The 26,032-nt window shown below is 61.0% G+C and carries 26 protein-coding genes; 12 read left to right on the top strand and 14 right to left on the bottom strand.

Annotated elements, in window-relative coordinates; genetic code table 11:
• Positions 1–38 precede the first annotated feature (38 nt).
• The 4 genes from F3H58_RS03325 to F3H58_RS03340 are packed head-to-tail and all read right to left on the bottom strand — an operon-like array spanning position 39 to position 3,949.
• Complete coding sequence (locus F3H58_RS03325) at positions 39–767, bottom strand: ABC transporter ATP-binding protein (protein ID WP_107341631.1); 729 nt, start codon at positions 765–767, stop codon at positions 39–41.
• The gene (locus F3H58_RS03330; RefSeq protein ID WP_149741187.1) at positions 767–1,645 is read right to left on the bottom strand and encodes an ABC transporter ATP-binding protein; all 879 of its coding nucleotides are present in this window, start codon (positions 1,643–1,645) and stop codon (positions 767–769) included. The genes F3H58_RS03325 and F3H58_RS03330 overlap by 1 nt, the downstream gene beginning before the upstream one ends.
• On the bottom strand, positions 1,645–2,997 hold the full coding sequence (gene livM, locus F3H58_RS03335) for a high-affinity branched-chain amino acid ABC transporter permease LivM (RefSeq protein WP_371259707.1): 1,353 nt from the start codon (positions 2,995–2,997) through the stop codon (positions 1,645–1,647). The genes F3H58_RS03330 and livM overlap by 1 nt, the downstream gene beginning before the upstream one ends.
• 49 nt (positions 2,998–3,046) lie before the next feature.
• Positions 3,047–3,949: a branched-chain amino acid ABC transporter permease gene (locus tag F3H58_RS03340; protein ID WP_004430050.1), complete on the bottom strand. Its 903-nt coding sequence runs from the start codon at positions 3,947–3,949 to the stop codon at positions 3,047–3,049.
• A gap of 334 nt (positions 3,950–4,283) precedes the next feature.
• Here F3H58_RS03340 and cysQ point away from each other — a divergent pair, with 334 nt between their 5' ends.
• The 4 genes from cysQ (at position 4,284) to F3H58_RS03365 (ending at position 7,410) form a co-directional block, all read left to right on the top strand.
• Entirely contained in the window at positions 4,284–5,072 is a 789-nt protein-coding gene (gene cysQ / locus F3H58_RS03345) for a 3'(2'),5'-bisphosphate nucleotidase CysQ (protein ID WP_149741188.1), read from the top strand.
• 323 nt (positions 5,073–5,395) lie between these two features.
• Positions 5,396–6,436 (top strand): DUF2793 domain-containing protein, encoded by a 1,041-nt coding sequence (locus F3H58_RS03355; RefSeq protein WP_149741189.1) that lies wholly within the window; start codon positions 5,396–5,398, stop codon positions 6,434–6,436.
• Between the two features lie 191 nt (positions 6,437–6,627).
• Positions 6,628–6,903, top strand: coding sequence for a CtrA inhibitor SciP (gene sciP / locus F3H58_RS03360; protein WP_003491799.1), 276 nt, complete (start codon positions 6,628–6,630; stop codon positions 6,901–6,903).
• Between the two features lie 225 nt (positions 6,904–7,128).
• Positions 7,129–7,410 (top strand): GNAT family N-acetyltransferase, encoded by a 282-nt coding sequence (locus tag F3H58_RS03365; RefSeq protein WP_149741190.1) that lies wholly within the window; start codon positions 7,129–7,131, stop codon positions 7,408–7,410.
• 253 nt (positions 7,411–7,663) lie between these two features.
• Here F3H58_RS03365 and F3H58_RS03370 read toward each other — a convergent pair whose 3' ends face one another.
• Together F3H58_RS03370 and F3H58_RS03375 are read right to left on the bottom strand one after the other, a co-directional pair.
• Positions 7,664–7,867 (bottom strand): DUF1059 domain-containing protein, encoded by a 204-nt coding sequence (locus F3H58_RS03370; protein WP_003522925.1) that lies wholly within the window; start codon positions 7,865–7,867, stop codon positions 7,664–7,666.
• Positions 7,868–8,154: 287 nt separating this feature from the next.
• Entirely contained in the window at positions 8,155–8,505 is a 351-nt protein-coding gene (locus F3H58_RS03375) for a flagellar export protein FliJ (protein ID WP_003491821.1), read from the bottom strand.
• 480 nt (positions 8,506–8,985) lie between these two features.
• Here F3H58_RS03375 and ctrA point away from each other — a divergent pair, with 480 nt between their 5' ends.
• Positions 8,986–9,690 (top strand): response regulator transcription factor CtrA, encoded by a 705-nt coding sequence (ctrA, locus tag F3H58_RS03380; RefSeq protein ID WP_003522926.1) that lies wholly within the window; start codon positions 8,986–8,988, stop codon positions 9,688–9,690.
• Positions 9,691–9,982: 292 nt separating this feature from the next.
• Positions 9,983–10,498, top strand: a complete 516-nt coding sequence (locus F3H58_RS03385; RefSeq protein WP_149741191.1) for a GNAT family N-acetyltransferase — start codon at positions 9,983–9,985, stop codon at positions 10,496–10,498.
• A gap of 52 nt (positions 10,499–10,550) precedes the next feature.
• Here F3H58_RS03385 and F3H58_RS03390 read toward each other — a convergent pair whose 3' ends face one another.
• The 3 genes from F3H58_RS03390 to chpT form a co-directional block, all read right to left on the bottom strand.
• Positions 10,551–11,597 (bottom strand): alpha/beta hydrolase family protein, encoded by a 1,047-nt coding sequence (locus F3H58_RS03390; RefSeq protein WP_188128751.1) that lies wholly within the window; start codon positions 11,595–11,597, stop codon positions 10,551–10,553.
• Positions 11,598–11,737: 140 nt separating this feature from the next.
• A complete protein-coding gene (locus F3H58_RS03395; protein ID WP_149741192.1) occupies positions 11,738–12,265 on the bottom strand; it encodes a GNAT family N-acetyltransferase in 528 nt (175 codons plus the stop codon).
• An 85-nt stretch (positions 12,266–12,350) separates the two neighbouring features.
• Positions 12,351–12,998 carry a histidine phosphotransferase ChpT gene (gene chpT / locus F3H58_RS03400; RefSeq protein WP_149741193.1) on the bottom strand — a complete coding sequence of 216 codons (648 nt, stop codon included), beginning with the start codon at positions 12,996–12,998 and terminating at the stop codon, positions 12,351–12,353.
• 251 nt (positions 12,999–13,249) lie between these two features.
• Between chpT and F3H58_RS03405 the strand changes: the two genes are divergently transcribed.
• Both F3H58_RS03405 and F3H58_RS03410 read left to right on the top strand, forming a co-directional pair.
• Entirely contained in the window at positions 13,250–13,846 is a 597-nt protein-coding gene (locus tag F3H58_RS03405) for a DUF1134 domain-containing protein (RefSeq protein ID WP_003522931.1), read from the top strand.
• Between the two features lie 274 nt (positions 13,847–14,120).
• Positions 14,121–15,347, top strand: coding sequence for a hypothetical protein (locus F3H58_RS03410; protein ID WP_149741194.1), 1,227 nt, complete (start codon positions 14,121–14,123; stop codon positions 15,345–15,347).
• A 234-nt stretch (positions 15,348–15,581) separates the two neighbouring features.
• On the opposite strand, the gene F3H58_RS03420 is transcribed toward F3H58_RS03410, so the two are convergent.
• On the bottom strand, positions 15,582–16,436 hold the full coding sequence (locus tag F3H58_RS03420) for a TrmH family RNA methyltransferase (protein ID WP_149741195.1): 855 nt from the start codon (positions 16,434–16,436) through the stop codon (positions 15,582–15,584).
• Positions 16,426–16,818 (bottom strand): hypothetical protein, encoded by a 393-nt coding sequence (locus F3H58_RS03425; RefSeq protein ID WP_149741196.1) that lies wholly within the window; start codon positions 16,816–16,818, stop codon positions 16,426–16,428. Before F3H58_RS03425 ends, F3H58_RS03420 begins: the two co-directional genes overlap by 11 nt.
• A gap of 38 nt (positions 16,819–16,856) precedes the next feature.
• Here F3H58_RS03425 and F3H58_RS03430 point away from each other — a divergent pair, with 38 nt between their 5' ends.
• The 3 genes from F3H58_RS03430 (at position 16,857) to rpoH (ending at position 20,047) form a co-directional block, all read left to right on the top strand.
• Positions 16,857–17,879 carry an RluA family pseudouridine synthase gene (locus F3H58_RS03430; protein WP_149741197.1) on the top strand — a complete coding sequence of 341 codons (1,023 nt, stop codon included), beginning with the start codon at positions 16,857–16,859 and terminating at the stop codon, positions 17,877–17,879.
• A 274-nt stretch (positions 17,880–18,153) separates the two neighbouring features.
• Positions 18,154–18,978, top strand: coding sequence for a class I SAM-dependent methyltransferase (locus tag F3H58_RS03435; protein WP_149741198.1), 825 nt, complete (start codon positions 18,154–18,156; stop codon positions 18,976–18,978).
• A gap of 166 nt (positions 18,979–19,144) precedes the next feature.
• Positions 19,145–20,047 carry an RNA polymerase sigma factor RpoH gene (rpoH, locus tag F3H58_RS03440; RefSeq protein ID WP_003522581.1) on the top strand — a complete coding sequence of 301 codons (903 nt, stop codon included), beginning with the start codon at positions 19,145–19,147 and terminating at the stop codon, positions 20,045–20,047.
• Positions 20,048–20,478: 431 nt separating this feature from the next.
• On the opposite strand, the gene F3H58_RS03450 is transcribed toward rpoH, so the two are convergent.
• Both F3H58_RS03450 and F3H58_RS03455 read right to left on the bottom strand, forming a co-directional pair.
• A complete protein-coding gene (locus F3H58_RS03450) occupies positions 20,479–22,767 on the bottom strand; it encodes a hypothetical protein (RefSeq protein ID WP_188128752.1) in 2,289 nt (762 codons plus the stop codon).
• A gap of 70 nt (positions 22,768–22,837) precedes the next feature.
• A complete protein-coding gene (locus F3H58_RS03455) occupies positions 22,838–24,136 on the bottom strand; it encodes an adenylosuccinate synthase (RefSeq protein ID WP_149741200.1) in 1,299 nt (432 codons plus the stop codon).
• A gap of 241 nt (positions 24,137–24,377) precedes the next feature.
• On the opposite strand from F3H58_RS03455, the gene F3H58_RS03460 reads away from it, so the two are divergent.
• Entirely contained in the window at positions 24,378–25,265 is an 888-nt protein-coding gene (locus F3H58_RS03460; protein WP_188128753.1) for a DMT family transporter, read from the top strand.
• 90 nt (positions 25,266–25,355) lie between these two features.
• Here the strand turns inward: F3H58_RS03460 and F3H58_RS03465 are convergent, their stop codons facing one another.
• Positions 25,356–25,889 (bottom strand): transglutaminase-like cysteine peptidase, encoded by a 534-nt coding sequence (locus F3H58_RS03465; RefSeq protein WP_149741202.1) that lies wholly within the window; start codon positions 25,887–25,889, stop codon positions 25,356–25,358.
• Positions 25,890–26,032: the final 143 nt, after the last annotated feature.

A 26,032-nucleotide genomic window follows, 5' to 3' on the forward strand; every position in this document is an offset into this window, starting at 1 on the left:
GTCTTGCGCCGCAAAATTTCCGGCGCAAGTAAAATCTTTCAGTGCCGTCCGCCTTCGAGATAGGCGGCGCGCACCTGCGGATCGGCGAGCAGTTCCCTGCCCGAACCGCTCATCGTCACCTTGCCGTTGACCATCACATAAGCGCGGTCGGAAAGCTTGAGCGCGGCAAAGGCGTTCTGCTCCACGAGGAAGACGGTCAGCCCCTCTTCCTGGTTGAGTTTCTTGATCGCCTCGAAAATGCCCTTGACGATCAAGGGTGCGAGACCGAGCGACGGCTCGTCCAGCAGCAGGAGCTTCGGCCGTGCCATCAGCGCGCGGCCGATGGAGAGCATCTGCTGCTCGCCGCCGGAAAGCGTGCCGCCGCGCTGGCTCTGGCGCTCCTTCAGGCGCGGGAACATCACAAAGATCTTTTCGACGTCTTCCTTGAAGTATTTCAGGTTATCGAGATTGGCGCCCATCTGCAGGTTTTCCAGCACCGTCATGCGCGGGAAAATCCGGCGGCCTTCGGGCGACTGGGCAATGCGCTTGCGGGCGATCAGATGGGTCGGCAGCTGGGTAATGTCCTCGCCGTCGAAGATCACCTGGCCGGCGCGCGCCTGCGGGCTGCCGCAGATGGTCATCATCAGCGTCGACTTGCCGGCGCCGTTGGCACCGATCAGACTGACGATTTCGCCCCTCTTCACTTCGACATCGACACCGGCCAGAGCCCGGATATTGCCGTAATAGGTTTCGACACCCTGGACTTTCAGAAGCGGTTCACCGGACATCAGGCCGCTCCTCCGTCGAGTTCTTCCGCAATCACGTCTTCCACTTCATCATCCTCGACACCCAGATAGGCGGCGATGACCTTCGGGTCGTTCTTCACATGGTCCGGCGTGCCGTCGGAAATCTTCTGGCCATATTCCAGAACCACCACATGGTCGGAAATCTGCATCACCACGGACATGTCGTGCTCGATGAGGAGCAGCGACGTGCCCTCGTCGCGGATGCCGCGCAGAAGCGCGTTGAGCGCCAGCGATTCCTTCGGGTTGAGGCCGGCGGCCGGCTCGTCGAGGCACAAAAGCTCCGGCCCCGTGCACATGGCGCGGGCGATTTCCAGACGGCGCTGCGCACCATAGGGAAGGTCGCCCGCCGGATCGTCGGCACGGTCGATCAGATCGGCCTTTTCCAGCCAGTATTTGGCCTTTTCGATAGAGGCATCCACCGCCCGGCGGTAAGCGGGCAGGCCGAGAAGACCGAGAATGGTGTAACCCGAGGCCTTCATCAGCGCATTGTGCTGCGCCACCAGCAGGTTTTCCAGAACCGTCAGGCCCGAAAACAGGCGGATGTTCTGGAAGGTGCGCGCCACCTTCGCCTTCTTGGTGATTTCGAAGTCCGGCAGGCGCTCGAGAAGATGCGCCTCGCCGTTCTGCTGGCGCATGGTGATCATGCCCATTGTCGGCTTGTAAAAGCCGGTGATGCAGTTGAAGACCGTGGTCTTTCCCGCACCGTTGGGGCCGATCAGCGCCGTGATCTCGCCGCGCTTCGCCTCGAAGGAGAAGTCGTTGATGGCCATCAGGCCGCCGAAGCGCATCGAGAGATGTTCGACCTTGAGGATCGTATCGCCAGTCGTATTGGGTGTCATTGTTGCCGTTCCGGAAGCCATCAACCGTGACCTTCCTTGGTAAAGCTGCCGGAGACGGCCTTGCGTTCCTTAAGGAAGGCCGTGGGTTCACGCGAGCCGACGAAGCCGCGCGGCTTGAACAGCATGACGATGACCATGGCAAGGCCGAAGAGCAGCATACGGTAAAGTTCAGGCGTGAAGTCGGGCCCGAAGACATGCTTCAGGAACTCCATTTCACGCAGAAGCTCGGTGCCGCCGACCATGACCAGCGCCGCAATGGCGATACCCGTCAGCGAGCCCATGCCGCCGAGAACGACGATGGCGAGAATGACGGCGGATTCGAGGAACACGAAGCTTTCCGGCGAAACGAAACCCTGACGCGCGGCGAAGAAGGAACCGGCAAAACCGCCGAACATCGCGCCCGTCGCAAAGGCGGTGAGCTTGGTGATGACGGTATCGATGCCGAGCGAACGGCAGGCGATCTCGTCCTCGCGCAGCGCTTCCCAGGCACGGCCGATCGGCATGCGGCGCAGGCGGATGGTCACATAGGCCGTCAGCATGCAAAGCAGCAGGATCACATAGAACAGGAAGATCTTGTAATAGGCCGACGACATCGACAGGCCAAAGGCCTTGGCGAAATTGTTCGACGCGCCGACATCGAAGGACCAGATGCCGAAGACCGAGGCCTTGGCGATGCCGGAAATGCCGAAGGTGCCCTTGGTCACATCCGTCCAGTTCAAAAGCACGAGGCGGATGATTTCACCGAAGGCGAGCGTCACGATCGCCAGATAGTCGCCGCGAAGACGAAGCACCGGGAAACCGAGGATGATGCCCCAGAAGCCCGCGAGAATGCCGGCGACCGGCAGGAGCACCCAGAAGGACAGGCCGAAATGGCTGGAGAGCAGCGCATAGGAATAGGCGCCGACCGCATAAAAGGCCACGTAACCGAGATCGAGGAGGCCGGCCAGCCCGACGACGATGTTGAGACCCCAGGCCAGCATCACATAGATCAGGATCTGGATGCCGAAATTGTCGACGAATTTCAGCGAACCCTGAAAGCCGAACAATTGCACGGCGATAACGGGATAAAGCAGCAGCAGGACCAGCGCCAGCTTCAGGAAGTGCTTGTGGAAAAAGCCCTTTTCCTCGGAAATCTCCAGCACGCCGCTCTTGGCCTTGGCCAGCTTGCGACGATCGAGCGACGGCTTGATGAAGCCGACGACGAGGAAACGGCCGACAGCGGCAATGCCGACGAAGACCGCCAGAAGCCCCCAGCGGGTGCCCCAGATCAGCTGGTTGTTGATATCCTGATAGGTGACGATGCCGACATAAAGAATGAACATGCCGAACGAGATGAGGCCCGCAATCAGGCCCTCCTTCACAGCCGCCGCCATCAGGCTCGGGCTGGAAGCAGCGTTGTCGGAAGCGATATTGGTCATGGGATCACACCTTCTCGACTTCCGGACGACCGAGAATACCGGTCGGCTTGAAGATCAGCACGAAAGCCAGGATGCCGAATGCCGCGACATCCTTGTAGGCGATGGAGAAATAGGCCGACCACAGCGATTCGATGAGGCCGATCAGCAGACCGCCGAGAACAGCACCCGGAAGTGAGCCGATGCCGCCGAGAACGGCCGCCGTAAACGCCTTGACGCCGGGAATGAAGCCATCGCTGAAAGAGGCAACGCCGTAATACATGAGATACATGGTGCCCGCGACAGCGGCGAGCGCCGCACCCATGATGAAGGTGATGGAGATCGTCTTGTCGACATCGACGCCAAGCAGTGCCGCCATCTTGCGATCCTGTTCAGTGGCGCGCTGCGCCCGGCCGAGCGGGGTCTTGTTGACGATATACCAGAAGGCGAAGAGCAGCACCGAGGTAACGACCATGATGATCAGCTGCTTCAGCGATACGGTAATGGCGCCGAAATGATAGCTTTCCGTCACCATCGACGGGATCGGCTTGTTGCGCGGACCCTGCGTCACCTGAATGAAGTTGGACAGCGCGATCGACATGCCGATGGCCGTGATCAGCGGTGCAAGACGGAAGGAGCCTCTGAGCGGGCGATAGGCGACGCGTTCGATCACCCAGTTCCACAGACCGGTCATCAGCATGGCGACGACCATCATCAGAAGCAGAAGAAGCGCCACCGGAATGCCGGCGACAAAGGATGTCACGATCAGGAAAACGATCAGCGCGGCGAAGCCGCCGAGCATGAAAATATCGCCATGGGCGAAGTTGATCATGCCGATGATGCCGTAAACCATCGTATAGCCGATAGCGATGAGGCCGTAGATCGATCCAAGAGTCAGCCCGTTGATGAGCTGCTGGATAAAATACTCCATGTCTTTCCCCCGGGCACGACCTCGAATGGGCCACGCCTCGTTATGTTAATTATAGGGGCGCCCTTGCAGGCAGACCCCCACCCTCAAAATGCATATCGTGTTCGTTAAAAATGTGAAGTCAAAAACGGGCGATCCTGCACAAAATTTGGAATTTCCACATGGACTGCCGCTTTCCCGGTCAAAAGAGCCATGATTTTGGCAGGAAGTGCTGAAAAAATGACGGCCGGATGCTTATTTCAGCATTGTCCGACGCCATTATTTGACGGGCAGCGGGCAAAGGAGTAGCGAAGATCGGAACGGCGATATCCCGCAGACGGGATCAATTGGCAAAGAGATGATCGACATATTGACGAAAGCGGCGCTGGACGCCGGGCAGGCCATCATGGCGGTTCACCGTGCCGGCCCGCATGTGTCGTATAAGGACGACTGTTCGCCGGTGACCGAGGCCGATCAGCGCGCCGAGGCGATCATTCTTGCGGCGCTGGCCGCCCATTTTCCCGATATCCCCGTGGTTGCCGAAGAGGCGGTATCGAGCGGCATCCTGCCGGAAACCGGTACGGAATTCTTTCTCGTCGATCCGCTGGATGGCACCAAGGAATTCATTTCCGGCAAGGACGATTTCACCGTCAACATCGCGCTCATCCGCAACGGCGTTCCGGTGGCCGGCGTGGTTTACGCTCCCTGCCGCGGGCAGGCTTGGACGGGCGAGGATAATGCCGCCGAAAAGCTCGCCATTTCCGGCGAAGGCGCCATCCTGTCGCGCCACCCCATCCGCGCGCGCCAGCGCGGCGCCTCCCCCGTGGCGCTGATCAGCCGCTCGCATTGCACGGCGAAAACGGAAGCCTTCGTGGCCGAACATGGGCTGAAGGACTGCATCTCCGTCGGCTCTTCGCTGAAATTCTGCATGCTGGCGGAGGGCGCAGCCGATATCTACCCCCGCTTCAGCCGCACCATGATGTGGGACACGGCCGCCGGCGACGCCGTGCTGCGCGCTGCCGGCGGCAGGACGCTCGATTGCGAGGGCAGGCCGCTTGCATATGCGGTGAGGGGCGATGGCGAGGACGCGCTGGCCAATCCGGATTTCATTGCCGAAGGGGCGATGGCAGTGGAACACGCGGGGTAACAGGCGCTCGGCGTTTGCTGCGGCCATTGGTGAGCTTCGGCGTATGCCGCTTCACCCCCCTCTGCCCTGCCGGGCATCTCCCCCTCAAGGGGGGAGATCGATCTGCGGTGAGGTCTCGCCCATCTCAACGTTTGCGAATGAAGTGGCGGTAGCGCTTCCTGCCGATCTCCCCCCTTGAGGGGGAGATGTCCGGCAGGACAGAGGGGGGTGAAGCCACACCCGCCAAGGTCCACCAAAAAATAATCCCATCCCCACTCATCCCCACCCCACGCCACTGCCCCACAATGCCCCGCAACGAAACACCGCAGCGCGGAAGGCAAATCATGACGGAACAGACGGCGAGACTTCGGCTTCCCTATATCCTCCCCTCGCAGGCACAGAAACACGTCACCCATAACGAAGCCCTGCAAAGGCTGGATGCGATCGTGCAACTGGTCATCCAGGCCATCATCACCACACCGCCCGATAACGCTAAGGAAGGGGATTGTTTCCTCCTCTCCGCCGATGCTGCGGGCGACTGGGCCGGCAAGGGCGGCAGGCTCGCCTTCCGGCAGGATGGCGCCTGGCTCTTGATCGCGCCGCAGCCCGGCTGGACGGCATGGTTTGCGGCCGAGAGCAGATACCGCATCCTGCGCGACGGCAACTGGCGCGACATGCCGCTGCCAGCCGCCGGCCGGCTGGAAAGGCTGGGCATCGGCACCGAGGCCGACGCCGCCAACCGGCTGGCGCTCACTTCCCCCGCCAGCCTCTTCAGCCACGCCGAAGAAGGCGGCAGCCACCGCATGACGATCAACAAGGCGGGCAAGGGCGATACCGCCTCGCTGCTGTTCCAGTCCGGCTGGAGCGGCCGGGCGGAAATGGGCCTTGCCGGCACCGACGGGTTTTCGATCAAGACCAGCAAGGATGGTGCCTCATGGTACACCGCACTTCTGTGCAGCGGCGACGGCCGGGTCTCGATGCCGAACCGCCCGCTCGCCGTTGCCGGCCTGCCGGCGGGCACGACGAAACCCGCCAATGGCGCGGCGGCAGGTTTTTCCGTGCTCTCCATCGCCGAGGGCGGCTTTGCGCTCGGCGATGCGGTGAGCGGCGGCGGGCGTGAACTCGTGGTGCCGGCAAAGGGCCCTTATCTGGCGGCCCTGACGCTCGCCGTGGTCTCCTCTTCCGGCCACCGGGTGACGCTTTTCATCAATGGCGCGGCGGCCAGCTTCGGCATCGCTGGCAATGCATCGACATCAGGCACATCGCAGTCGGCAACCTCCATCCTTTCCCTCGATGCCGGCGACCGCCTGCGGCTGCAGCATGAGGGAACGGCGGAATTTACCCAGGGCAGCGGGAAAACGTGCCTTTCGCTTGCGGCACTCTGACGGAAACAACCGGTGAGAGAGAAAAATTGCGATTTTTGGAAAAATTTTTTCCCGGCAAAATAAGGCGACTCGAACAAATCAGGCGAAACCGTTCAAATTCTTAATAAATTGTCACGAGCTGCTTAGGCAATTTTTAAAGGTACCGGGATAGAGTTCCCGTCATATGGTCTTGAGTTTGTATAGAGTGTCCAATGACCGAAATGATACGCCCACGAGTTAAATATGTCATCGGCCCCGATGGCAGCCCTCTGACGATTGCGGATCTTCCGCCTGCCAATACCCGTCGCTGGGTCATTCGCAGAAAGGCGGAGGTGGTTGCAGCGGTACGCGGTGGACTGTTGAGCCTCGAGGAAGCCTGCGAGCGTTATACGCTCACCGTCGAAGAATTCCTGTCCTGGCAGTCCTCGATTGCCGATCATGGCCTTGCCGGCCTGCGCACCACGCGCATTCAGCAATATCGCCACTAAAACAGTGCGCTGGCGCAAAAACGCGCCCAGACCGAGTTTCCAGAACGCCCCGCCGGATTATCGACGGGGTTTTCGGTTTGATTTCGGATTTCCCCCTGAGAACTGCCCCACAAAGCCGGCGATTGTCGCCGGTTTGTGTCCGCTGCGTTCGCTATCCCGCTGTTTCAATTCGGATGCAAGCCGTTACAGTGGCGACAACGAACAGCAATGCGGAAGGCGCTCATCATGGACATCAAGACAACCGAAACCGGATCGCACGGCGAGTATTCGGCGACCATCGACGGCCACAAGGCGGAGATGACCTATTCGCGCACCTCCCCTTCCCTCATCATCATCGATCATACCGGCGTGCCCGATGCGCTGCGCGGCAAAGGCGTCGGCCAGGCGCTCGCCGCCCATGCGATCGATGAAGCCCGCAGGGGCGGCTGGAAAATCATTCCGCTCTGCCCGTTCTTCAAGGCCCAGACATTGCGCCATGCCGAATGGGCGGATGTGATCCAGGGGTGAGGGCGCTTTACCTTCTGTCTGAGGGCAGAATAATTGCAAGCGTCGCGGCATGTTTCTTCTCCCCGCCGGGGAGAAGGTGGCCCGAAGGGTCGGATGAGGGGGCAACGTTGGCGATAAATCGAGAACTTGCCCCCTCATCCCGCTGCCGCGACCTTCTCCCCGGCGGGGAGAAGAAACAAGCGGCTTACGCTTAATCCCTCACAACCGTGCCAAAAATCGCGGTATTCATACAAAAGAGCGTCGATCCGCCGCGTCACGCCACCTTCAATGGCGGCGTCCCGGCATGCATGCTCCGGCGGACTTCTTCACGGAATTCAAGCGTATCCTTTGCGCCGTGCACGGCCACGGCGTGCTGCACGGCCGCTTCCATAAGCTCCTCCGGAGAATCGGCGGAGATGGCGACGGTGCATCTGCTGTCACTGGGGAATTCGCGGCAATCGATATATTGGCGGGCCATTTTTTCCTCCCTGCAAGTGCCGCCCGCACCCGCACGGGGCGCGTGCGCGTAAAAGCCTCCGGCTCACGGTCGGAACCCCCGTAAAATACCCCTTTCCCCACCTCCCGACAATCGAAATCAGGCCTGACCGTCCCGGCGGGAAACACCGGCGACGCGGCAAAACAAAAGGCCGCCCTTAAGGAGCGGCCTTTCGAAAAAATGCATGGCGTCCCGTCATTGAAAGCCGCCTCCTGATCCACCGGCAGCCGTCAATGAGGACGATCTTCGTAATTTCCTGCGCCTATAGGTCAGGCGCGGGCGCGGATGGCTCCGTCGCGGTTTTCCAGTGCGGCGGCCTTTTCATATTCGGCCTGCACTTCTTCCAGCGAAGCTTCGGCCGCTTCCTGCTGGGCCTTCAGCTCACGGATCGAGACCTGAAGATTATCCGCCCGCTGGCGCGCGGCCTTGGCGAAGGTCGGATAGGCGAAATGCGTCGGATCGGTAATGCCCGACTTGCTCTCTTCAAGAGATATCTGATGCACCAGTTCCTTTGCCATCCGCTCGAACTCGGACATCATCTGCTGCAGCTGGTTAAGCTGCCGGCGTTTTTCATTGACCTGAAATTCCTTCAGGCGAACCAGGCTGTCACGCGACTTCATACGCAATACTCCATGGATAGCGAGACCCGGATCAAAAAGGCACTATGCCACCCTGATCGGCCCGTTTAACCCGCCCGTTTTTCCGTAAGGGTTGACCCCTGTCCCGGAATGATTCCCAAAAGTTACCCGACGTTAATAAAAAACCGCCGTCGTTAACCTTTCGTTTACGGGCATCGTTAATGATAACGACGATCATTTAAGGGTCGGTAAATGCCAGGTCCAAAAAAATGGACCCGACGATGTAAGAGTCGATTGAATCACTTAACGGGATTTCCTCACGTTAAGCTTCAATTTTGGCGATGGTGGATTCACGTGCAAAAACAGCGAAATGCCTACTTTGCTTAATAAATTCGATACACCTTGCCAAAGGCAATTAGAATTTGTTAACCATTTGGTGGCAGCCTGCAAATCAGGCAACGTCTGGATCCGCATCGCGCGAGGCAATGATTTACCGGTTCGCGGGCGGCAAAGGGGATAATTATGCGGGTTCTACTTATTGAAGACGACAGCGCGACAGCGCAGAGCATTGAACTGATGCTCAAGTCGGAGAGCTTTAACGTCTACACGACCGACCTCGGTGAGGAAGGCGTGGACCTCGGCAAGCTCTATGATTACGACATTATTCTTCTCGACCTCAACCTGCCCGACATGTCGGGTTACGAGGTTCTGAGAACGCTTCGCCTCTCCAAGGTCAAGACGCCGATCCTCATCCTGTCCGGCATGGCCGGCATCGAGGACAAGGTTCGCGGCCTGGGCTTCGGCGCAGACGATTACATGACGAAGCCGTTCCACAAGGACGAGCTTGTTGCCCGCATTCACGCCATCGTCCGCCGTTCCAAGGGCCATGCACAGTCGGTCATCGCGACCGGCGAGCTGATCGTCAATCTCGATGCCAAGACGGTTGAAGTGGGCGGCCAGCGCGTTCACCTGACCGGCAAGGAATATCAGATGCTCGAGCTGCTTTCGCTGCGCAAGGGCACGACGCTGACCAAGGAAATGTTCCTGAACCACCTCTATGGCGGCATGGACGAGCCGGAACTGAAGATCATCGACGTCTTCATCTGCAAGCTGCGCAAGAAGCTCGCAAACGCCGCCGGCGGCGCAAACTACATCGAAACCGTCTGGGGCCGCGGCTATGTTCTGCGCGAGCCGGATGGCGCGACGGAATTCCTCGAAACCGCCTGATCCATTCCGGAACAGGACAGTTTTTTAAAAGACCCGCTGGAAACGGCGGGTTTTTTGTTGCGATTTGAAGGTCGCAGGTAACGGTGTCATTGGCATATCACGACACACGATCATATTCCGGCGCATGGATACTCCCTCATTCCTGTGCTTGTCACAGGAATCCAGCCAGCCCAAGTCCTTGGGCTGAAAGGACTCTCCCGCCGCGCAGACGCGCGTCGACTGGATTCCTGTGACAAGCACAGGAATGAGGGGGAGAAAACCCTGGCCACGCATCGCCAAAGGACGACGGCAGATGAACCACCCCATCCCCACCCTCAGGACCGAACGCCTGACGCTGCGCCCGCTGGCGATGACGGACTTTCCCGCCTATCGGGATTTCATGACGTCACTGCGCTCCATCGGTGTCGGCGGGCCTTACGACCTGCCCTCGACATGGGGCGTGTTCTGCCACGATCAGGCTAACTGGTACTTTTTCGGCCATGGCGCACTGATGATCGAGCTTGGCGAAACGGGACAATGCGTCGGCCAGGTCGGCATCAATCACGGCCCGCTGTTTCCGGAAAAGGAACTGGGCTGGCTGCTTTACGAAGGCCATGAAGGGCGCGGTTATGCGGCGGAAGCCGCCTCGGCGCTGCGCAACTGGGCCTTCAAGACCCTGAACCTGCCCACGCTTGTCAGCTACGTCTCGCCGCAGAACCGCAAATCCGCGGCCGTCGCCGAACGAATCGGCGGCAGGCTCGACCCGGCAGCCCCCCGTTCCGATCCCGAAGACCTCGTTTATCGGCACCATCCGGTAAGCGCCGTTTGAAAAAAGGGACGCCTCAGGACTATCCCAGTCGTGAGGCGTCCGGAAACCCGACCTAGCGCATTTCCGCTTTCAGAAAGCCGAGAATTGCCTCCGCGATCTGCGCATGGATGGCCGCGCGGTCCCTGCCGCCGCCATCCCGGCAGACGAAACCTTCGCCCGGTGAAAGCTCCTCCACGATCTTTTCGCCGTTCGGCCTGCAAATCTGCATGAAGCTGAAATGGCTGGCATCCGGTATGTCCCGATAAACAGTCGTCGCCTTTGGCAGATGCCGGGCGATATAGTCGGAATCGGCTTTGATGGCGGCGATCTCCGGTGTTTCCACACCTGCGGCCAGAACCAGAACCGGCACGCCGACGGCTTGCAGCGTCTCCGGCAGGAAACCGGCGGCCGGCCCGAGATCGAGCGCGATGGCGGCGCGGATGCGGGTATCCTTCAAATCCATCGAAAGCCGCGGATCGGCCCTGCCGTCACCGACTACCCCGACTTTGGTGAGCAGCCGCGGAGCCTTGCATTGCGGCGGGCGCTTCTCCCCGCGGCAATCCTTCAGGGCAAGATCGGCGCTGTATCGCGCGCCAACCAGCTCCATTGCGGTCCAGCCGCCGAGGGAATGGCCGATTACGGCGATGCGCGTCGCGTCGATCCTGCCGGCGAATCGGTCATCGCCGAGCAATGCGGTCAGCGTTCTGCTGATGTCGCGCGGCCTTTCCCACAGTGGAACGATCTCGGTCGCATTTTCTTCGGTGAACGATTCGCCGCCGTGATCCGGGGCGGCTACGACATAACCTTCCCGAACAAGCTCACCGGCAATCCAGTTCAGATTGCGCCAGCTTCCGCCGAAACCGTGCGACAGCAATATGAGAGGGCGTGAGCCGTCAAGAAGGGAAGCGCCCGGTTGAACCTCAAGGCCGTAAAAGGCGGCATTTTCGCCGACGATCTCGCTTTTGCCCGACGGCGCGGCCGGGTACCACAATGAAACGGCTAGCCTTCTCGAACCGGCCTCATCCGGCAATTCGATCTGTTTAAAGCCGATGCCGCTTTCGGCCGCTGAAGAGTGGACAGTGGAAAAAATGACGATGACCGCCGCAAGAAGATAGCGCATGGGATGCTCCGGAGTTGATATGGACCAACTCCTGGTTCAATCCGCCGCCCGCCGAGACCTCAAACAGGTTTCAGGTCGTCCTGAAACGCGATTGGAGACAGCAACACCGTGTGCTTGAGAAAGCCGCGTTCAGAAATGCTCTAGATATCAACGATCCGCTCGAAAAGCCGAACGGGACTGTCGCGGAACGTCGTATCGCGAAATGGCCGGAAACCGAATCGGGCGGCTATGGCCAGCGACGGGCTGTTGAGCGGATTGATCATGCAGACGGTCCGCTGCGAAATCCCGCGACCATCGAACCATCGCAGCGCCGCCTCCACCGCTTCTGTCGCGACACCCTTGCCCACAAGCGCCCCGTCGATTTTCCACATCGCCTCGGGCACGCCGTCGAAATCCTCACGGTTGCCACGGCGCATATGGGCAAAGCCCACCTCGCCCACGATGCGCCCCGTGGCAAGCTCTTCCACCACAAAGGGGCCGAAGCCGAACGCGGACCAATGGCCCAGAAAACGCAAAAGCCGGGCGAAGGCGAGTTCCGGGTCCAGCGGCGCAATCGATACGACCCCTTCGATCTGCGGAACATCCGCGCCCCAGAAGGCGCGATAAAGCGCTTCATCCGCGATGGCATGCGGCCGCAGGACAAGGCGAGCGGTTGTCAGACGTGTCATGAACATGCTCCCCAAACGAAAAAGGCTGGCGCGTCGGCAGACGCGGTCCCGGCCCTTTCACAAATTCAGATCGGCGATTGAACGGTCACTCGGTAACCGTCTTGGCGGTAAACACGATGCGGTCGTCATGCACCTTGTATTCCACCGCCATATTGGCCTCCTCGGCCAGAAGCAGCGTGTAATAGGGCTGAACGGAATGGGCGTCGACCGCCTCTTCCAGCCTGCCCTCGTAAATTTCCACGAACTTGGCCGGCACGCGCATCATCCGGCCCTTGACGGTGATTTCGAACCTGGCGTCGCCGTCGGGGCTTTCCAGCAGCACATCCACATTGCCGCCGCGCGGAATGGCGCCATAAGCCACGAGGAAGAGATTGAGCAGAAGTTTGACACGATTCTTCGCAACGATGGCGCGCGGGCCGTTCCAGCTCACCTCCGCCTTCTTTTCGGCAGCGGCGAAATCCTGGGCGGCTTTTTCGGCCTCGCCGGTGTCGATGGACGCGCCGGCGGAGCCGGAAGCGCCGAAGGCAAGGCGGGCGAACTTCAGCCGCACGGATGCGTTAAGGGCTGACGTGCGGATGAGATCGAGCGCATCGTCATCCGTGCCGCCCTCGTCCAGAAGTTCGAGGCCGTTATTGATGGCGCCGACAGGAGAAATCACATCATGGCACACACGGCTGCACAGAAGAGCCGCCAGATCGGGACCGGACAGCGTGATATTGAGTTTGCTGGTCATAAAATTCTCTCCTGCGCAAGGGAGGCGCGGACGGTGTGGAAATTGTTAAGCCATAATGACACCATATTTGGTAAACCGATTGTTAATAGGATGGTTTCAAAATGCCAAATGCCTTAACAGGCCACACTGGAGCCCCGTGTATCCGCAAGGATGCGCGAAACATGCTGTAGAACTTTGACTCTGGGCATCGGCCCTTTCGAAAACCGATTCGGATTTTCGAACCGATGCGCTAACGAAACAGACGGACGGACATGACGATGCGCCTTACGAAAACCCGCACCATTGCACGCCTCGGACTGGGAAAGATTGTCGCGCTCCTTGCGAGCCTCCTGATATGGGTCGCACCGGCCGCGGCCCAGAACAGCGATCAATATTCTTTCCAGGAAGTCGTGGATGCAGGCCACGGATTCTTCGGTGAAACCACCGGCGGCCTTGCCAAGGTGGTGGAGCGCGCCTTCCAGCAATACGGTCTTCCAAACGGTTACATTCTGGGCCAGGAAGGCTCCGGCGCCTTCGTCGCGGGGCTCACCTATGGCGAAGGCACGCTTTACACCAAGAATGCCGGCCAGCACCCCGTCTTCTGGCAGGGCCCCTCCCTTGGCCTCGATTATGGCGGCCAGGGTACCCGCGCCATGATGCTGGTCTACAACCTGCCCTCCGTCGATGCGCTTTACCGCCGTTACGGCGGTGTGAGCGGCTCCGCCTTCATCGTTGCCGGCGTCGGCATGACCTATCTGAAGAGCAGCGACGTAACGCTTGCCCCCATCCGCACCGGCATCGGCGCGCGCCTCGGCATCAATGTCGGTTACCTGAAACTCACCCAGCAGCCGACCTGGAACCCCTTCTGATAAGACGGGACGGTGCGGCATCTTTCTTCTCCCCGCCGGGGAGAAGGTGGCCCGAAGGGTCGGATGAGGGGGCACCGTTGCCGTATCTCACCACCCTTGCCCCCTCATCCCGCTGCCGCGGACTTCTCCCCCTCGGGGAGAAGAAACAAGTGGCGCCGACACCGCCTGTGCAATTGCCGGGAGCCCCCTCCCCACGGTTGCAATAATAGCGTAACGTGCTTTCGCGCCCCTCTTTCCGAATGCGCGCGTATCTGAGTTTCGGAGACTGTCCCGCGTGATCGAATATGCCATTCTCTTCGGATTGGGTTTTCTCACCGCAACCCTGCTGGCCCTGTTGATCGCACCCGCGATCCACCGCCGCATCGTCGCCTATACGGAAAACCGCATACGCGCGACAATGCCCATCAGCCCGCAGGAAGTGCGCGCCCAGAAGGACATGGCGCGTGCGCTCTACGCCGCCGAAAACGCCAAGGTCCGCCAGGAACTGGATACGGAACGGGAAAAGAACACCTCGCTGCGTCTCGCGAACGAAGCCGCTTCCAGCGATGCGTATCGCCTTGGCGAGCAGAACCGCAGCTTCTCCCTGAAAATCGAGGAACTGACGCTGGAAATCGGCGAATTGCGCGCGGCCCTCGATGCCGCCGAAGAACACGCCGGCATCATACAGGCGAACCTCGCACAGCAGGAGCAGGCCGCCAACGAGCGCGCCAGCCAGATGTCCGATCTCACCGCCCACCTCACCAATCTGACGCGCGAGCTGGACGATTCGAAAATCCTCGCCGCCACCCGCGATCTGGAAGCCGAGCAGGCCAAGCAGAGCGCCACGCGTTTCCGCAAGGAAGGCGAGACCGCGACCCGCGAATTGCAGGATGTGGCAGCCCGCAACAAGGAAGCGATGACGGCGGTTGCGCGCGAAAGCCGCAAGGTCACCCGGCTCGAGGAACAGGTCGCTACGCTCATGGCGAAAAATGCCGATCTCGACACGATGCTGACGCTGCGCAACCAGGAAGTCGCCCGCCTCAAGGAACAGCTTGCCGCAACCGGCGGCCGCGCCAACGACATGATTATCCGCCTGCCGAACCCGGCCGTGCCGGTCGAGAAAACGGTTAGCCCATCGCAACCGGCGGCCCCTGCCCCCGCCGCCGCGCTTGAAACCGCACCCGCCGCCGAAGAAGAGGCGGCACCGGCGATGGCCGCAGAAGCAGCTCCCCCGGTCGTGACGGAGCCAGCGGTGTCGCAAGGTCTGGAGCAGGAAATCGAGGATATCCGCAATCAGGGCACCGCGCTCACCGAACGCCTGCTGAACGTGCGCGGCACCGGCAATGACGAACCCATCCGCCGCGAAATCGCAAGGATCGCCGCCGAGATGATCGCGCTCACCGCCGCACAGGAGGGCGAAAAATCGCCCATTCCGGGGCTGCTGGCCAAGGCCTCCGGTTCATCTGGGCGGGAGAGCCTTGCGAAGCGGGCGAAGGTGGTGATGGAGAAGCGGGAACATTAGGTCTTCGGTAGGTGTGGTTGTACGCCGCGTTGAGTGTGCGGCTTACCCCCCTCTGCCCTGCCGGGCATCTCCCCCTCAAGGGGGGAGATCAGCTGGGAGCTAACGCTCGCTCATTCGCAACGTTAGAGATGGGCTGAAGAGTGCCGCATATAGATCTCCCCCCTTGAGGGGGAGATGCCCGGCAGGGCAGAGGGGGGTAAGCCACATACGCCGAAGCGATAAAGTGGCACTGATCTAAACCCGCCCCACAACCCCCGCCATCTGATAAAGCGCCAGCCCCGAAGCCGTCCCCGCATTCAAGCTGTCCAACTGCGGCGACTGCGCAATCCGCGCTGTATGAAACCGCGACAGCACCGATTGCGGCAACCCCTCACCCTCCGTACCGATGACCAGCGCCATTCGTTCGGATCGGGGAATATCGCGTATCTCCGTCTCACCACCCGGCGAAAGGCTCCAGATCGCAAACCCGGCCTCGGAAAGCCGCTCCAGCATCGCCACCGCCCCGCCGCCGCGATGCCAGGGAACCGAAAGCACCGAGCCGACGGAAACGCGCAGCGCCTTGCGATAAAGCGGATCGCAGCACGTTTCGTCCAGCAGCACCGCATCGGCATAAAAGGCCGCCGCGTTGCGGAACATCGCACCGAGATTATCGTGATTGGAAATACCGCAGCCAACGAGCACCAGAGACGACGCAGGAAGTGCTGCCGTCATCTGCTCAAGCCCATCATCGCGTATCCGCCGCCCGAGCGCCAGAATGCCGCGATGCAGGTGGAACCCGACAATGCCATCCAGCACCGGCGCTTCGGCCACATAAACAGGAACATCGACCGGGAAATCGGCAAGGATATCCGCGACGCCGGAAAGCCGGTTTCTGAGGATGAGGATGCTCTCGGCCGCAAAGGCGCCGCCCGCTTTATGGGCGGCGGCCAGCATGCGCAGCACCACCGTTCCTTCGGCAATGAAACGGCCCTGACGCCCGGTCAGGTCGCGCTCGCGAATATCGCGAAAGGCGGCAATGCGCGGATCGGCCGGGTCGTCGACCGGGATCAGCGCCCGCCCCTCCAGCAGCTTATCGGCCTCACTGGCCATCGACCGTCACATCGGCGAGGAACCGGCCGGCCGCGACGTTGAAGACCAGCGCCTTGCGGGTGCCATTGGCGAGCCGCCCGTAAAACAGCATGTCGCCGCCGGAATAGCTGACATTATCGATGACGAAGCCCTGCGGCAGGCTGGCGGTGACGGCCCTCGGGCCATTACCGGTGGGAACGGCAAGGTTCGGCGCTTCCGTCTGCGTCTGAACGGCCTTCGACGGCCCCATCGCCTTGTAGACAACCGCACCGAAGACGGCCATAAGGCTGATAAACATCACGGAGCCCGACACGATCTGCAAACGGATCATCTTGCGGCGAACTTTTTCCATGGCCGGATCAAGCGGCTTGTCTTCCTGTTCGTCTTGCTCGATCTGCGTCATCGGGTTCCCTGAAATGCTGATGGATCGGAAAAATAAGAATGAACGACCCCTTTAAACAAGGCGGAGACGCAAGGAAAGTCCTGATTGCCGGGGAAGACGCCGAAGGCCGCCTCGATTCCTGGCTGGCAGGCGAAGTGGGCGGCGACTTCTCCCGCAGCCGCTTGAAAGCGCTGATCGAACAGGGCGAAGTTTCCCTCAACGGTAATCCGGTGACCGAACCCAAAAAGAAAGTGCATCCCGGCGACCGTATCGAGATCGTCATGCCAGAGCCGGAAGACCCGGAACCCAAGGGCGAGGATATTCCGCTCGACGTGGAATATGAGGATGAAGACCTGATCGTGCTCATCAAGCCCGCCGGTCTCGTCGTGCATCCGGGCGCCGGCAACTGGACCGGCACGCTGGTCAACGCCCTCATCCACCATTGCGGCGACAGCCTCTCCGGCATTGGCGGCGTCAGGCGGCCGGGCATCGTGCACCGGCTGGACAAGGAAACCTCCGGCGTCATGGTCGTGGCGAAGAACGACAATGCCCACCGCCATCTCGCCGCGCAATTTGCCGACCATGGCCGCACCGGCCCGCTGGAACGCGCCTACAAGGCCGTTGTCTGGGGCCGCCCGCGCACCCTGCGCGGCACCATCGACGCAGCACTGGGCCGCAGCGCCGACCGCACCAAACGCGCCGTCAAGCACGAGGATTCGGACGATGCCCGCGAGGCGATCACCCATTACGAGGTGATGGAGCGTTACCATGAACGGCCGGATGCCACCTGCCTCGCCTCCATGGTGGAATGCCGGCTGGAAACCGGCCGCACCCACCAGATCCGCGTTCACATGGCCCATATCGGCCATCCGCTGATCGGCGATCCCGAATATGGCGCAGCCTTCCGCACCAAGGCGAACCTTCTCGAAGAACCGGCAAAAAGCACCGTCCGCGGCTTTCCGCGCCAGGCCCTGCATGCCTATCTGCTCGCTTTCGAACATCCGCGCACCGGCGAGGTGATGGAATTCGAAACCGACCTGCCGGATGACATGGAAGCGCTGACCGCCGCATTGCGTGGCTGAAAACCTGCATGGCGCCGTCAAAAAAACTGCGCCATGCATTTTACCGGAAGCCCCGGATAATAAAAAAAGATTAGCGGATAGCGATATTCCGCAGTCGGTCCTTTTTATAGACCGCCCCAATTTCGCTTCAATCGTCACACCTCCTCGGCCCCGCAAGGCCTGAAATCGCCGCTATCGAACCGTGCCGATTTCAAGCCTGCCAAACAAAACCGCAGGGACGCCATTCGTTCGATCCGCCCCCGAACGGAACCGGCATGGTGACGGGATCTATCGCATGAATATCGAAGACCGCCGGTTTATCTTTCAGGAGTTGCGCAGCGTCGAAGGCTATATCGACCCGCCCGATGCGCTCGTCTTCAAGGCGCTGTTGCAGGCCCAGACGAAAAGCGGCCTCCATGGCGGCATGGCGGAAATCGGTGTCTATTACGGCCGCTCCTATTTCCTGCTGCGCAAATTCGCCGGGAGGCAGGAAAAGGTGCTGGGCGTCGATCTCTTCGATCTCGATCCGCCCGAAGATGGCAGCCTCGACCAATATGAGCGCCTGATGGAAAACGGTCGCCGGCTGGGTTTCGCCATGGATGAGGACCTGATCATCAGGGGCGACAGCACGCAGCTGGCACCCGCCGACATTACCTCACGCATCGGCCCCGCCCGCTTCTTCAGCATCGATGGCGGCCACAACCTGCACCACGTGCTGGCCGATGCGAAACTGGCAATGGAAGTGATCGCGCCGCATGGCGTCATCGTCTTCGACGACACTTTCAATCCCGCATGGCCGGAAGTGACGGTGGGCGTCGCCGATTTCCTGCGCACCCATGGCCACAGCCTGGTTTGCTTCGGCATGACGAAATACAAAACCTATGTCTGCCGCCGGGAATTTCACGCAACCTACGCGAACGCGATTGCCGCCGATCCTGATCTGCAGGCGCTTGCCCATGTGGAAACGCAGTTCCTTGGCTCCAAGGTTGTGCGCCTGCACAATCCCATGCGCCGGCGGGTAATGTATGAGCTGATGGTGCGCTCCGGCCTTGGCGGTTTTTCGGAACGAATCTACCGTTCGAAAGTTAAACAGGTCAAAGAAGGTGTCACTGGAACATAACGCATGTGTGAACGCAGCGTTCGCTTGAAACGCGGCGCGCGCGTACATATCTGTCAGATGGGTTCGTGCGGGGTCGGTAACGACCCGCAGCTTACGGTGTGCCTGCGGCGGGTTGATCGCCGATCAAAGAGGGTGCCGTTCCAGACCATAGATAAGGGGGTGCTTTATGGCCCGCAATAGTTTGCCTACGATTACAGCCGGCGAAGCCGGTCTCAATAGATATCTCGACGAAATCCGTAAATTTCCGATGCTGGAACCGCAGGAAGAATACATGCTTGGCAAGCGTTATGCCGAGCATGGCGACCGCGACGCCGCGCATAAACTCGTCACCAGCCATCTGCGTCTCGTCGCCAAGATCGCCATGGGTTACCGCGGTTACGGCCTGCCAATCGGCGAAGTCGTCTCCGAAGGCAATGTCGGCCTGATGCAGGCGGTGAAGAAGTTCGATCCGGAGCGCGGTTTCCGTCTGGCCACCTACGCCATGTGGTGGATCAAGGCCTCGATCCAGGAATATATCCTGCGCTCCTGGTCGCTGGTGAAGATGGGCACGACCGCCAACCAGAAGCGTCTGTTCTTCAACCTGCGCCGGCTGAAGGGCCGCATCCAGGCAATCGACGATGGCGATCTGAAGCCGGAGCACGTCAAGGAAATCGCGACGAAGCTTCAGGTGTCGGAAGAAGAAGTCATCTCGATGAACCGCCGCCTGCACGGCGACGCCTCGCTGAATGCGCCGATCAAGGCCTCCGAAGGCGAGTCCGGCCAATGGCAGGACTGGCTGGTGGACGACCATGACAGCCAGGAAGACGTGCTGATCGAACAGGACGAGCTGGAAACCCGCCGCCGCATGCTGGCGAAAGCCATGGGCGTGCTGAACGACCGCGAACGCCGCATCTTCGAAGCCCGCCGGCTTGCCGAAGACCCGGTGACGCTGGAGGAACTCTCTTCCGAGTTCGACATCAGCCGCGAACGCGTGCGCCAGATCGAGGTTCGCGCCTTCGAGAAGGTGCAGGAAGCGGTGCAGAAGGAAGCGCTGGAAGCTGCGCGCGCCTTGCGCGTGGTGGATGCCTAAGGCAACACGCGCCTGACGCCAATGCGCTGACCATGAATCATCCTCGGCCTTCGGCCGGGGATTTTTTGTTGGTAAAAGGCGGGCGATGGCAAATGGCCTGTCTCTGAGACCCGTGATTGTTCTGGAGGAAAAGCAGTAGGGAAAATATCCGCGCTTCGGAGTATGCCGTTTACCCCCCTCTGCCCTGCCAGGCATCTCCCCTATAAGGAGGGAGATTGGCAAGACGCTCTACCGCCGCTTCATCCTTGACCGTTGAGTTGGCCGCGACCTCGCGGCATATCGATCTCCCCACCTGTGGGGGAGATGCCCGGCAGGGCAGAGGGGGGTAAGCCACACCCACCAGCACCAACTAACCCACCCATCACCCGCCAACGCAAAAACGCCGCCGCAGCCATATAACGAAAAGGGCGGCCTGAGCCGCCCTTAAATCATTACTGACCGGTCGCCGGCGTTGCCGCCGCCCATTCGCTGAGCGCCTTGTCGAAGGCGGCGATGCCGTCATTGCCCTTTTGCAGGGTCAGCAGCGCACGCCGGCCGTTGCGGTAGGAAACCGGAATATCGATCCAGTTGCGGCTCTTCAGAAGCTCCAGATTGGTCTTCATCGCATCCGGGAAGTCGTTGAGCGCGATCATGTGGAAATCGTCGGTGATTTTGGCCGGAACCGCGATCAGCGCGTTGCCGCGATCCTGCTCGGTGCTCTTCATCGCGATGCGCTGGACGCTGTCGATAGCGCCGCCTTCGAAGCCGGGCGAAACCGAGAAGACGATCTCGATCAGATGGCTGGCCGGCAGCGACGGGTCGATATTGCGCTTGAAGGTGATCAGCGCGCTGAGGCCACGGCCGGGAACGGTGATCTGGCCCTGCACGGTCGGAGAAGGTTTGCCCTCACCGTCGTTTTCCTGCTGCAGCGACCAGGAAACGCTGCCCTGAATGGCGGTCGGCACCGTCTGGCCCAGCACTTCCTCATAAAGGAACATGCGGTCGCCGGCAGCGGCGGCGGGCTGCTGCGCCGGCGGCGTGCCGGCAGGCGTTCCGGCGGGCGCACCGGCATTGTTGGCCGGAGCCTCGCCAGCGGGCGGCGGCGCGACATTCTGCTCATAGACCGACTGGCCTTCGGCGGTGACCGGCTGGCCGTTCGCACCGGCGGCAGGTCCCTCGTCACGCTCGGTGCCGTCGGCCAGAAGCCGCTGGGTGAACTTGGTGCCGGTGACGGAGCCGTCATCGCCATGGGTAGGCGTCTGATGGTTGGTCGGGGTTGTCGGCTGCTGCCCCGTGGCGGGCGGCTGCTGGGTCGCCGGCGGTGTCGAAGTCTGCGCCTCACCCGTGCCGTTCGAAGCCGTCTGGCTGGTGCCGCCGTTCTGTGCGGAACTGACCAGCCCGCCGACCATATCGTTCAGCGCATCGCGGTTCATCCACACGGCATAACCGCCGCCGGCAAGCAGCGCCACGCCGACAAGAGCCAGCACCAGCGACGCATAATTGCGGCGCGGCTTCTTCTTGACCATATAGGCGGGGGTTGCGGCGGCAGCGCCCACGCCATTCGTTTCGCCCGAAGCCTGACGGGTGGAGGACGACGCGCCGTCATAACCGATCAGCTCGTCCAGATCGTCCCAGGGCGTGCGTTCCTTGTTGTCCTTTGCCGCTGCCTGATCGCCGAAGAGATCGTTATCCGCGCGCGGCAGCGCCGGCGCGTCCTTGGCGGGAATGGCAATATCCGCATCCTGGAAATAGGACGAGAAATCCTCGACCACGGCCGCCTTTTTTGGAGCCTGCTCTTCCGGCTGGCGATGGTCGTCAAAATCGTGCCGGCCGCCAAACGCCGGAGCATGCTCCACGGCGGCGGGGCCGAAATGGTCGTCCGCCTCGCGCCGCTCATCCTTTTCGTAAGGGGCGGGCTCGAAACTTACTTCCGGCTCCTGGTAATGCTGGGCGGCATAACCGGCAACGAGCGGACGGTCGTCGGTCTCGTTGCGAACCTCTTCATATTCCTCGGCGGCCGGACGCACATCGTCGTCCTGCGCTTCATCGAGCTTGCGCCAGTCATCCTCATCCACCGGCTGCGCCCAATGGGAGGGAACGGAATCATCGGCAGCGCCGAGCGCCGTTTCAGGCTCCGACTGGTGAGCCGGCTCTTCATCCGCCCCTGTGAAATAGGTGCCGACTGTTTCGTCGGAAGCGTGTGCCGGGGCGGGAGCGGCATGAACCGTTTCCGGCGCATCATAAAGCTCTTCCGGCGCGCCGTGATGCTGCTCCTCATCGGCAGCGGTGTCAGCGTGCCGGGGCTCTTCCTCTTCGGCCGCTTCTTCGTAAGCCGGCTCCGATTGCGCGGGTTCAGCGGATGCCGGCTCTTCGTAGGCCGGCTCGTGCCGCGCCTCTTCCCGGTCGGCATCCTCTGCCGGCTCGGCGGCGCGGGCCTCGTCTTCGTCGGCAGCATCCTGCTGGTAATAGGATGCCGCCGTCTCTTCCGCGGCGGGAGAGACAGCGTCATCATCCTCCAGCGCCGGAAGCGCCTCGGCATATTCGCTGTCCACCTCGGCTATGGCGGCGTCCAGCTTGGCGATCTGCCGGCGCAACAATTCTTCCGGCGGACGTGGCTTCATATTCTCGAGTTGGCGCACAACCGCACTGCGCGCCTTGTCGTAAACCTTCGCCCGGTTTTCGGGAGTATTGTTCGCCAAGCCATCCACGGCCTTGCGAATGACTGCTACAAAATCCGCCATAAGCACTTTCTCGTCGTGACCGGCGACGTACCGGCCCGATATGGTTTATGAATCTAGATCGCCGAGGACATTAATCCTCAAACGGATCAGTCACAAGTATGGTGTCGTCACGCTCCGGACTTGTCGACAGAAGTGCGACAGGCGCCCCGATCAATTCCTCGACCTGACGGACATATTTGATTGCCTGAGCAGGCAAATCCGCCCATTTTCGGGCACCGACGGTAGATTCCTTCCAGCCTTCCAGCGTGATGTAGATCGGCTCGACCCGCGCCTGCGCGCCCTGGCTGGCCGGAAGATGGTCGATTTCCTGCCCGTCCAGCTTGTAACCGACGCAGATTTTCAGCTCGTCGAGACCATCAAGCACATCAAGCTTGGTGAGCGCGATGCCGGTAATACCATTGGTGGCGACCGACTGGCGCACCAGTGCGGCGTCGAACCAGCCGCAGCGGCGTTTACGGCCGGTGACGGTGCCGAATTCATGGCCCTTTTCGCCGAGGAACTGGCCGATCTCGTCATTCAGCTCCGTCGGGAACGGACCTTCGCCGACACGGGTGGTGTAAGCCTTGGTGATGCCGAGAATATAACCCAGGGAACCCGGACCCATGCCCGAACCGGCAGCGGCCTGGCCGGCAACCGTGTTGGATGAGGTCACGTAAGGATAGGTGCCATGGTCGATATCGAGCAGCGAGCCTTGGGCGCCTTCGAACAGGATGCGCGCACCGGCGCGGCGCTTCTTGTCGAGCAGCAGCCAGACGGTTTCGCTGAACGGCAGGATGCGCTCGGCAATCGAGCCCAGCTCTTCCATGATCGTCTCATGCGAGACTTCGGTTGCACCGAAACCGCGGCGAAGCGCATTGTGATGCGTGAGGATACGGTCAACCTTGGCGGAAAGCGCCTCCATGTCGGCAAGATCCATGACGCGGATGGCGCGGCGGCCAACCTTGTCTTCATAGGCCGGGCCGATGCCGCGGCGGGTGGTGCCGATCTTGGTGCCGCTGTTCGAGGCCGCGTCTTCGCGCATGCCGTCCAGCTCGCGGTGCAGCGAAAGAATGAGAGTGGCATTGTCGGCGATACGCAGGTTTTCCGGGGTAACCTTCACGCCCTGCGATTCCAGACGGCCGATTTCGGCGATCAGCGCATGCGGATCGACCACGACGCCATTGCCGATGACGGCGAGCTTGCCGGGACGCACGACGCCGGACGGCAGAAGCGAAAGCTTGTAGCTGATGCCATCGATGACAAGCGTATGGCCGGCATTATGGCCGCCCTGATATCGCACGACGACATCTGCCCGCTCGGACAGCCAGTCGACAATCTTGCCTTTGCCTTCGTCGCCCCACTGCGAGCCGACCACCACAACATTCGTCATTTCTTGCTTTCCTGCTCATGGCGCTTGCGCGCCCGATAACCCGATGGGAAACCCAAACCCGCGAATGTATACTGTGTTGTTTTACGGAAAGCGACCCTGTTTCTTATGGAGAATTTTGCTTTTTCCGTGACAAGGCGCGGATTTCCCGCATTATCTCGCCCCGTGGGGGCCAAGCGCGGGCGCAAGACCGCCATTCACCCCTTAGCCGTTTTCCCGCCCCGTGAAGAAGCGAAACATCAGCGTGCCCTCCAAAGCCTACATCGCCCTCATCATCGCCACGCTCTGCTGGGGCGGCAACACCGTTGCCGGCAAGCTCGCCGTCGGCCACATCAGCCCCATGGCCTTCACCTTCCTGCGCTGGGTCTTCGCCGTCGCCATCATCTTCGCCATTTCCGTGCCGCAGCTCATTAAGGACTGGCCGGTGGTGAAAAAACGCCTGCCCTATTTCCTCGTGCTCGGCAGCGTCGGTTATACCGCCTTCAACGTGTTTCTCTACACGGCCCTGCAACACACCTCGGCCATCAATGCCGCCGTCATCCAGGCCGGCATTCCCATGGTCATCTTTGTGCTGAACTTCATCCTGTTCCGCACCCGTGTGCTGTTCGGCCAGGTCGCCGGCTTCTGCCTCACCATCGCTGGCGTCGCGCTTCTCGCCTCGCATGGCGATCCGGTCTCGCTGCTGCAACTGGAAATGAATGTCGGCGACGCGATCATGCTGCTGGCCGTGCTGGTCTATGCCATCTACACCGTCATCCTGCGCTGGAAACCGGCGGTCGACTGGCGCACGCTGATGGCCATTCCCGCCTTCTTCGCCCTCCTCACCTCGGTGCCGCTGATCTTCTGGGAAATCTCACGCGAGAGCGTCGTCTGGCCGGATCAGAAGGGCTGGGTGCTGGTGGTCTATGCCGCCATTTTTGCGTCGCTGATCGCGCAGATCCTCTATATCAAGGGCGTTGAACAGATCGGCGCCAACCGCGCCGGCCTCTTCATCAACCTCGTTCCGGTCTTCGGCACCCTGCTGTCGGTTATCGTGCTCAGCGAGACGCTGCACACCTATCAGATCGTCGCTCTCATCATGGCGCTGGCGGGCATTGCCGTCGCGGAACGAAAAAAATCGCCGGCTTCCTGAACCAACAGGGTCAGGAAAACCGGCGTAGTCTGGCAGGCATGAAAGAATGGAGCATCGGACCGAAAATCTTTCCGATGCTCGAGCGAAAGGTCAGAGCGCGGTTTCGCGCTCAGCCGGAGAAAAGACGGCGTTGCCAAGGACGATATCGCCCTTGTCGGTGGTGACGATCAGCACTTTTTCGAGCGATCCGTCATTGTTCAGGGAAAAGGCAAGGCGCAGCGCGCTGGAAGACCAGCCGGCGCCGGCAAGGGCCGTGCGCTTGATGGCGGCGCAGTCACCGCAATCTCCAAGGCTCAACGACGGCGTTGCCGGAACATCGGTTGTAAAACCGGAGAAATAATCGTCGAGCGCGCCCATGGTGGCGTTCACATCGCGGTTGACGCGCAGCAGTTCCTCACGGCGCTCGACCGTCAGCGGCGCGGCGATGGTGGAGACGCATTGGCCGGCGGAAAGAACGCAGCCATCGAAACCGCCCCGCGCGGAAACACCGATCTGCGTCGCCGCGGATTTCTCGACGGCGGCAAAACCGCGGGCAAAACCGGCAGCGCCAGCCGCGTCGGCATGATTGGACATGGAAGCAACGGCAATTCCGCAGATGGCGGCAGCAATAATCTTCTTCAGCATTTCATACCCCGTTTGCGATCCGCCGGCTTGTGCCGGTCTCGATTTCTGTTTTGTGGAGCACCTCTTGAAGAGGTCGCTCCCCGTCTGTGATCCCACAATGGCACAGCACTGTTTTCAGCCGCTTTAAGCCGATTGCTACAATT

Origin of the sequence: Rhizobium sp. NFACC06-2, assembly GCF_900101425.1 — a bacterium.
In the GTDB taxonomy this organism is placed as follows: domain Bacteria; phylum Pseudomonadota; class Alphaproteobacteria; order Rhizobiales; family Rhizobiaceae; genus Agrobacterium; species Agrobacterium leguminum.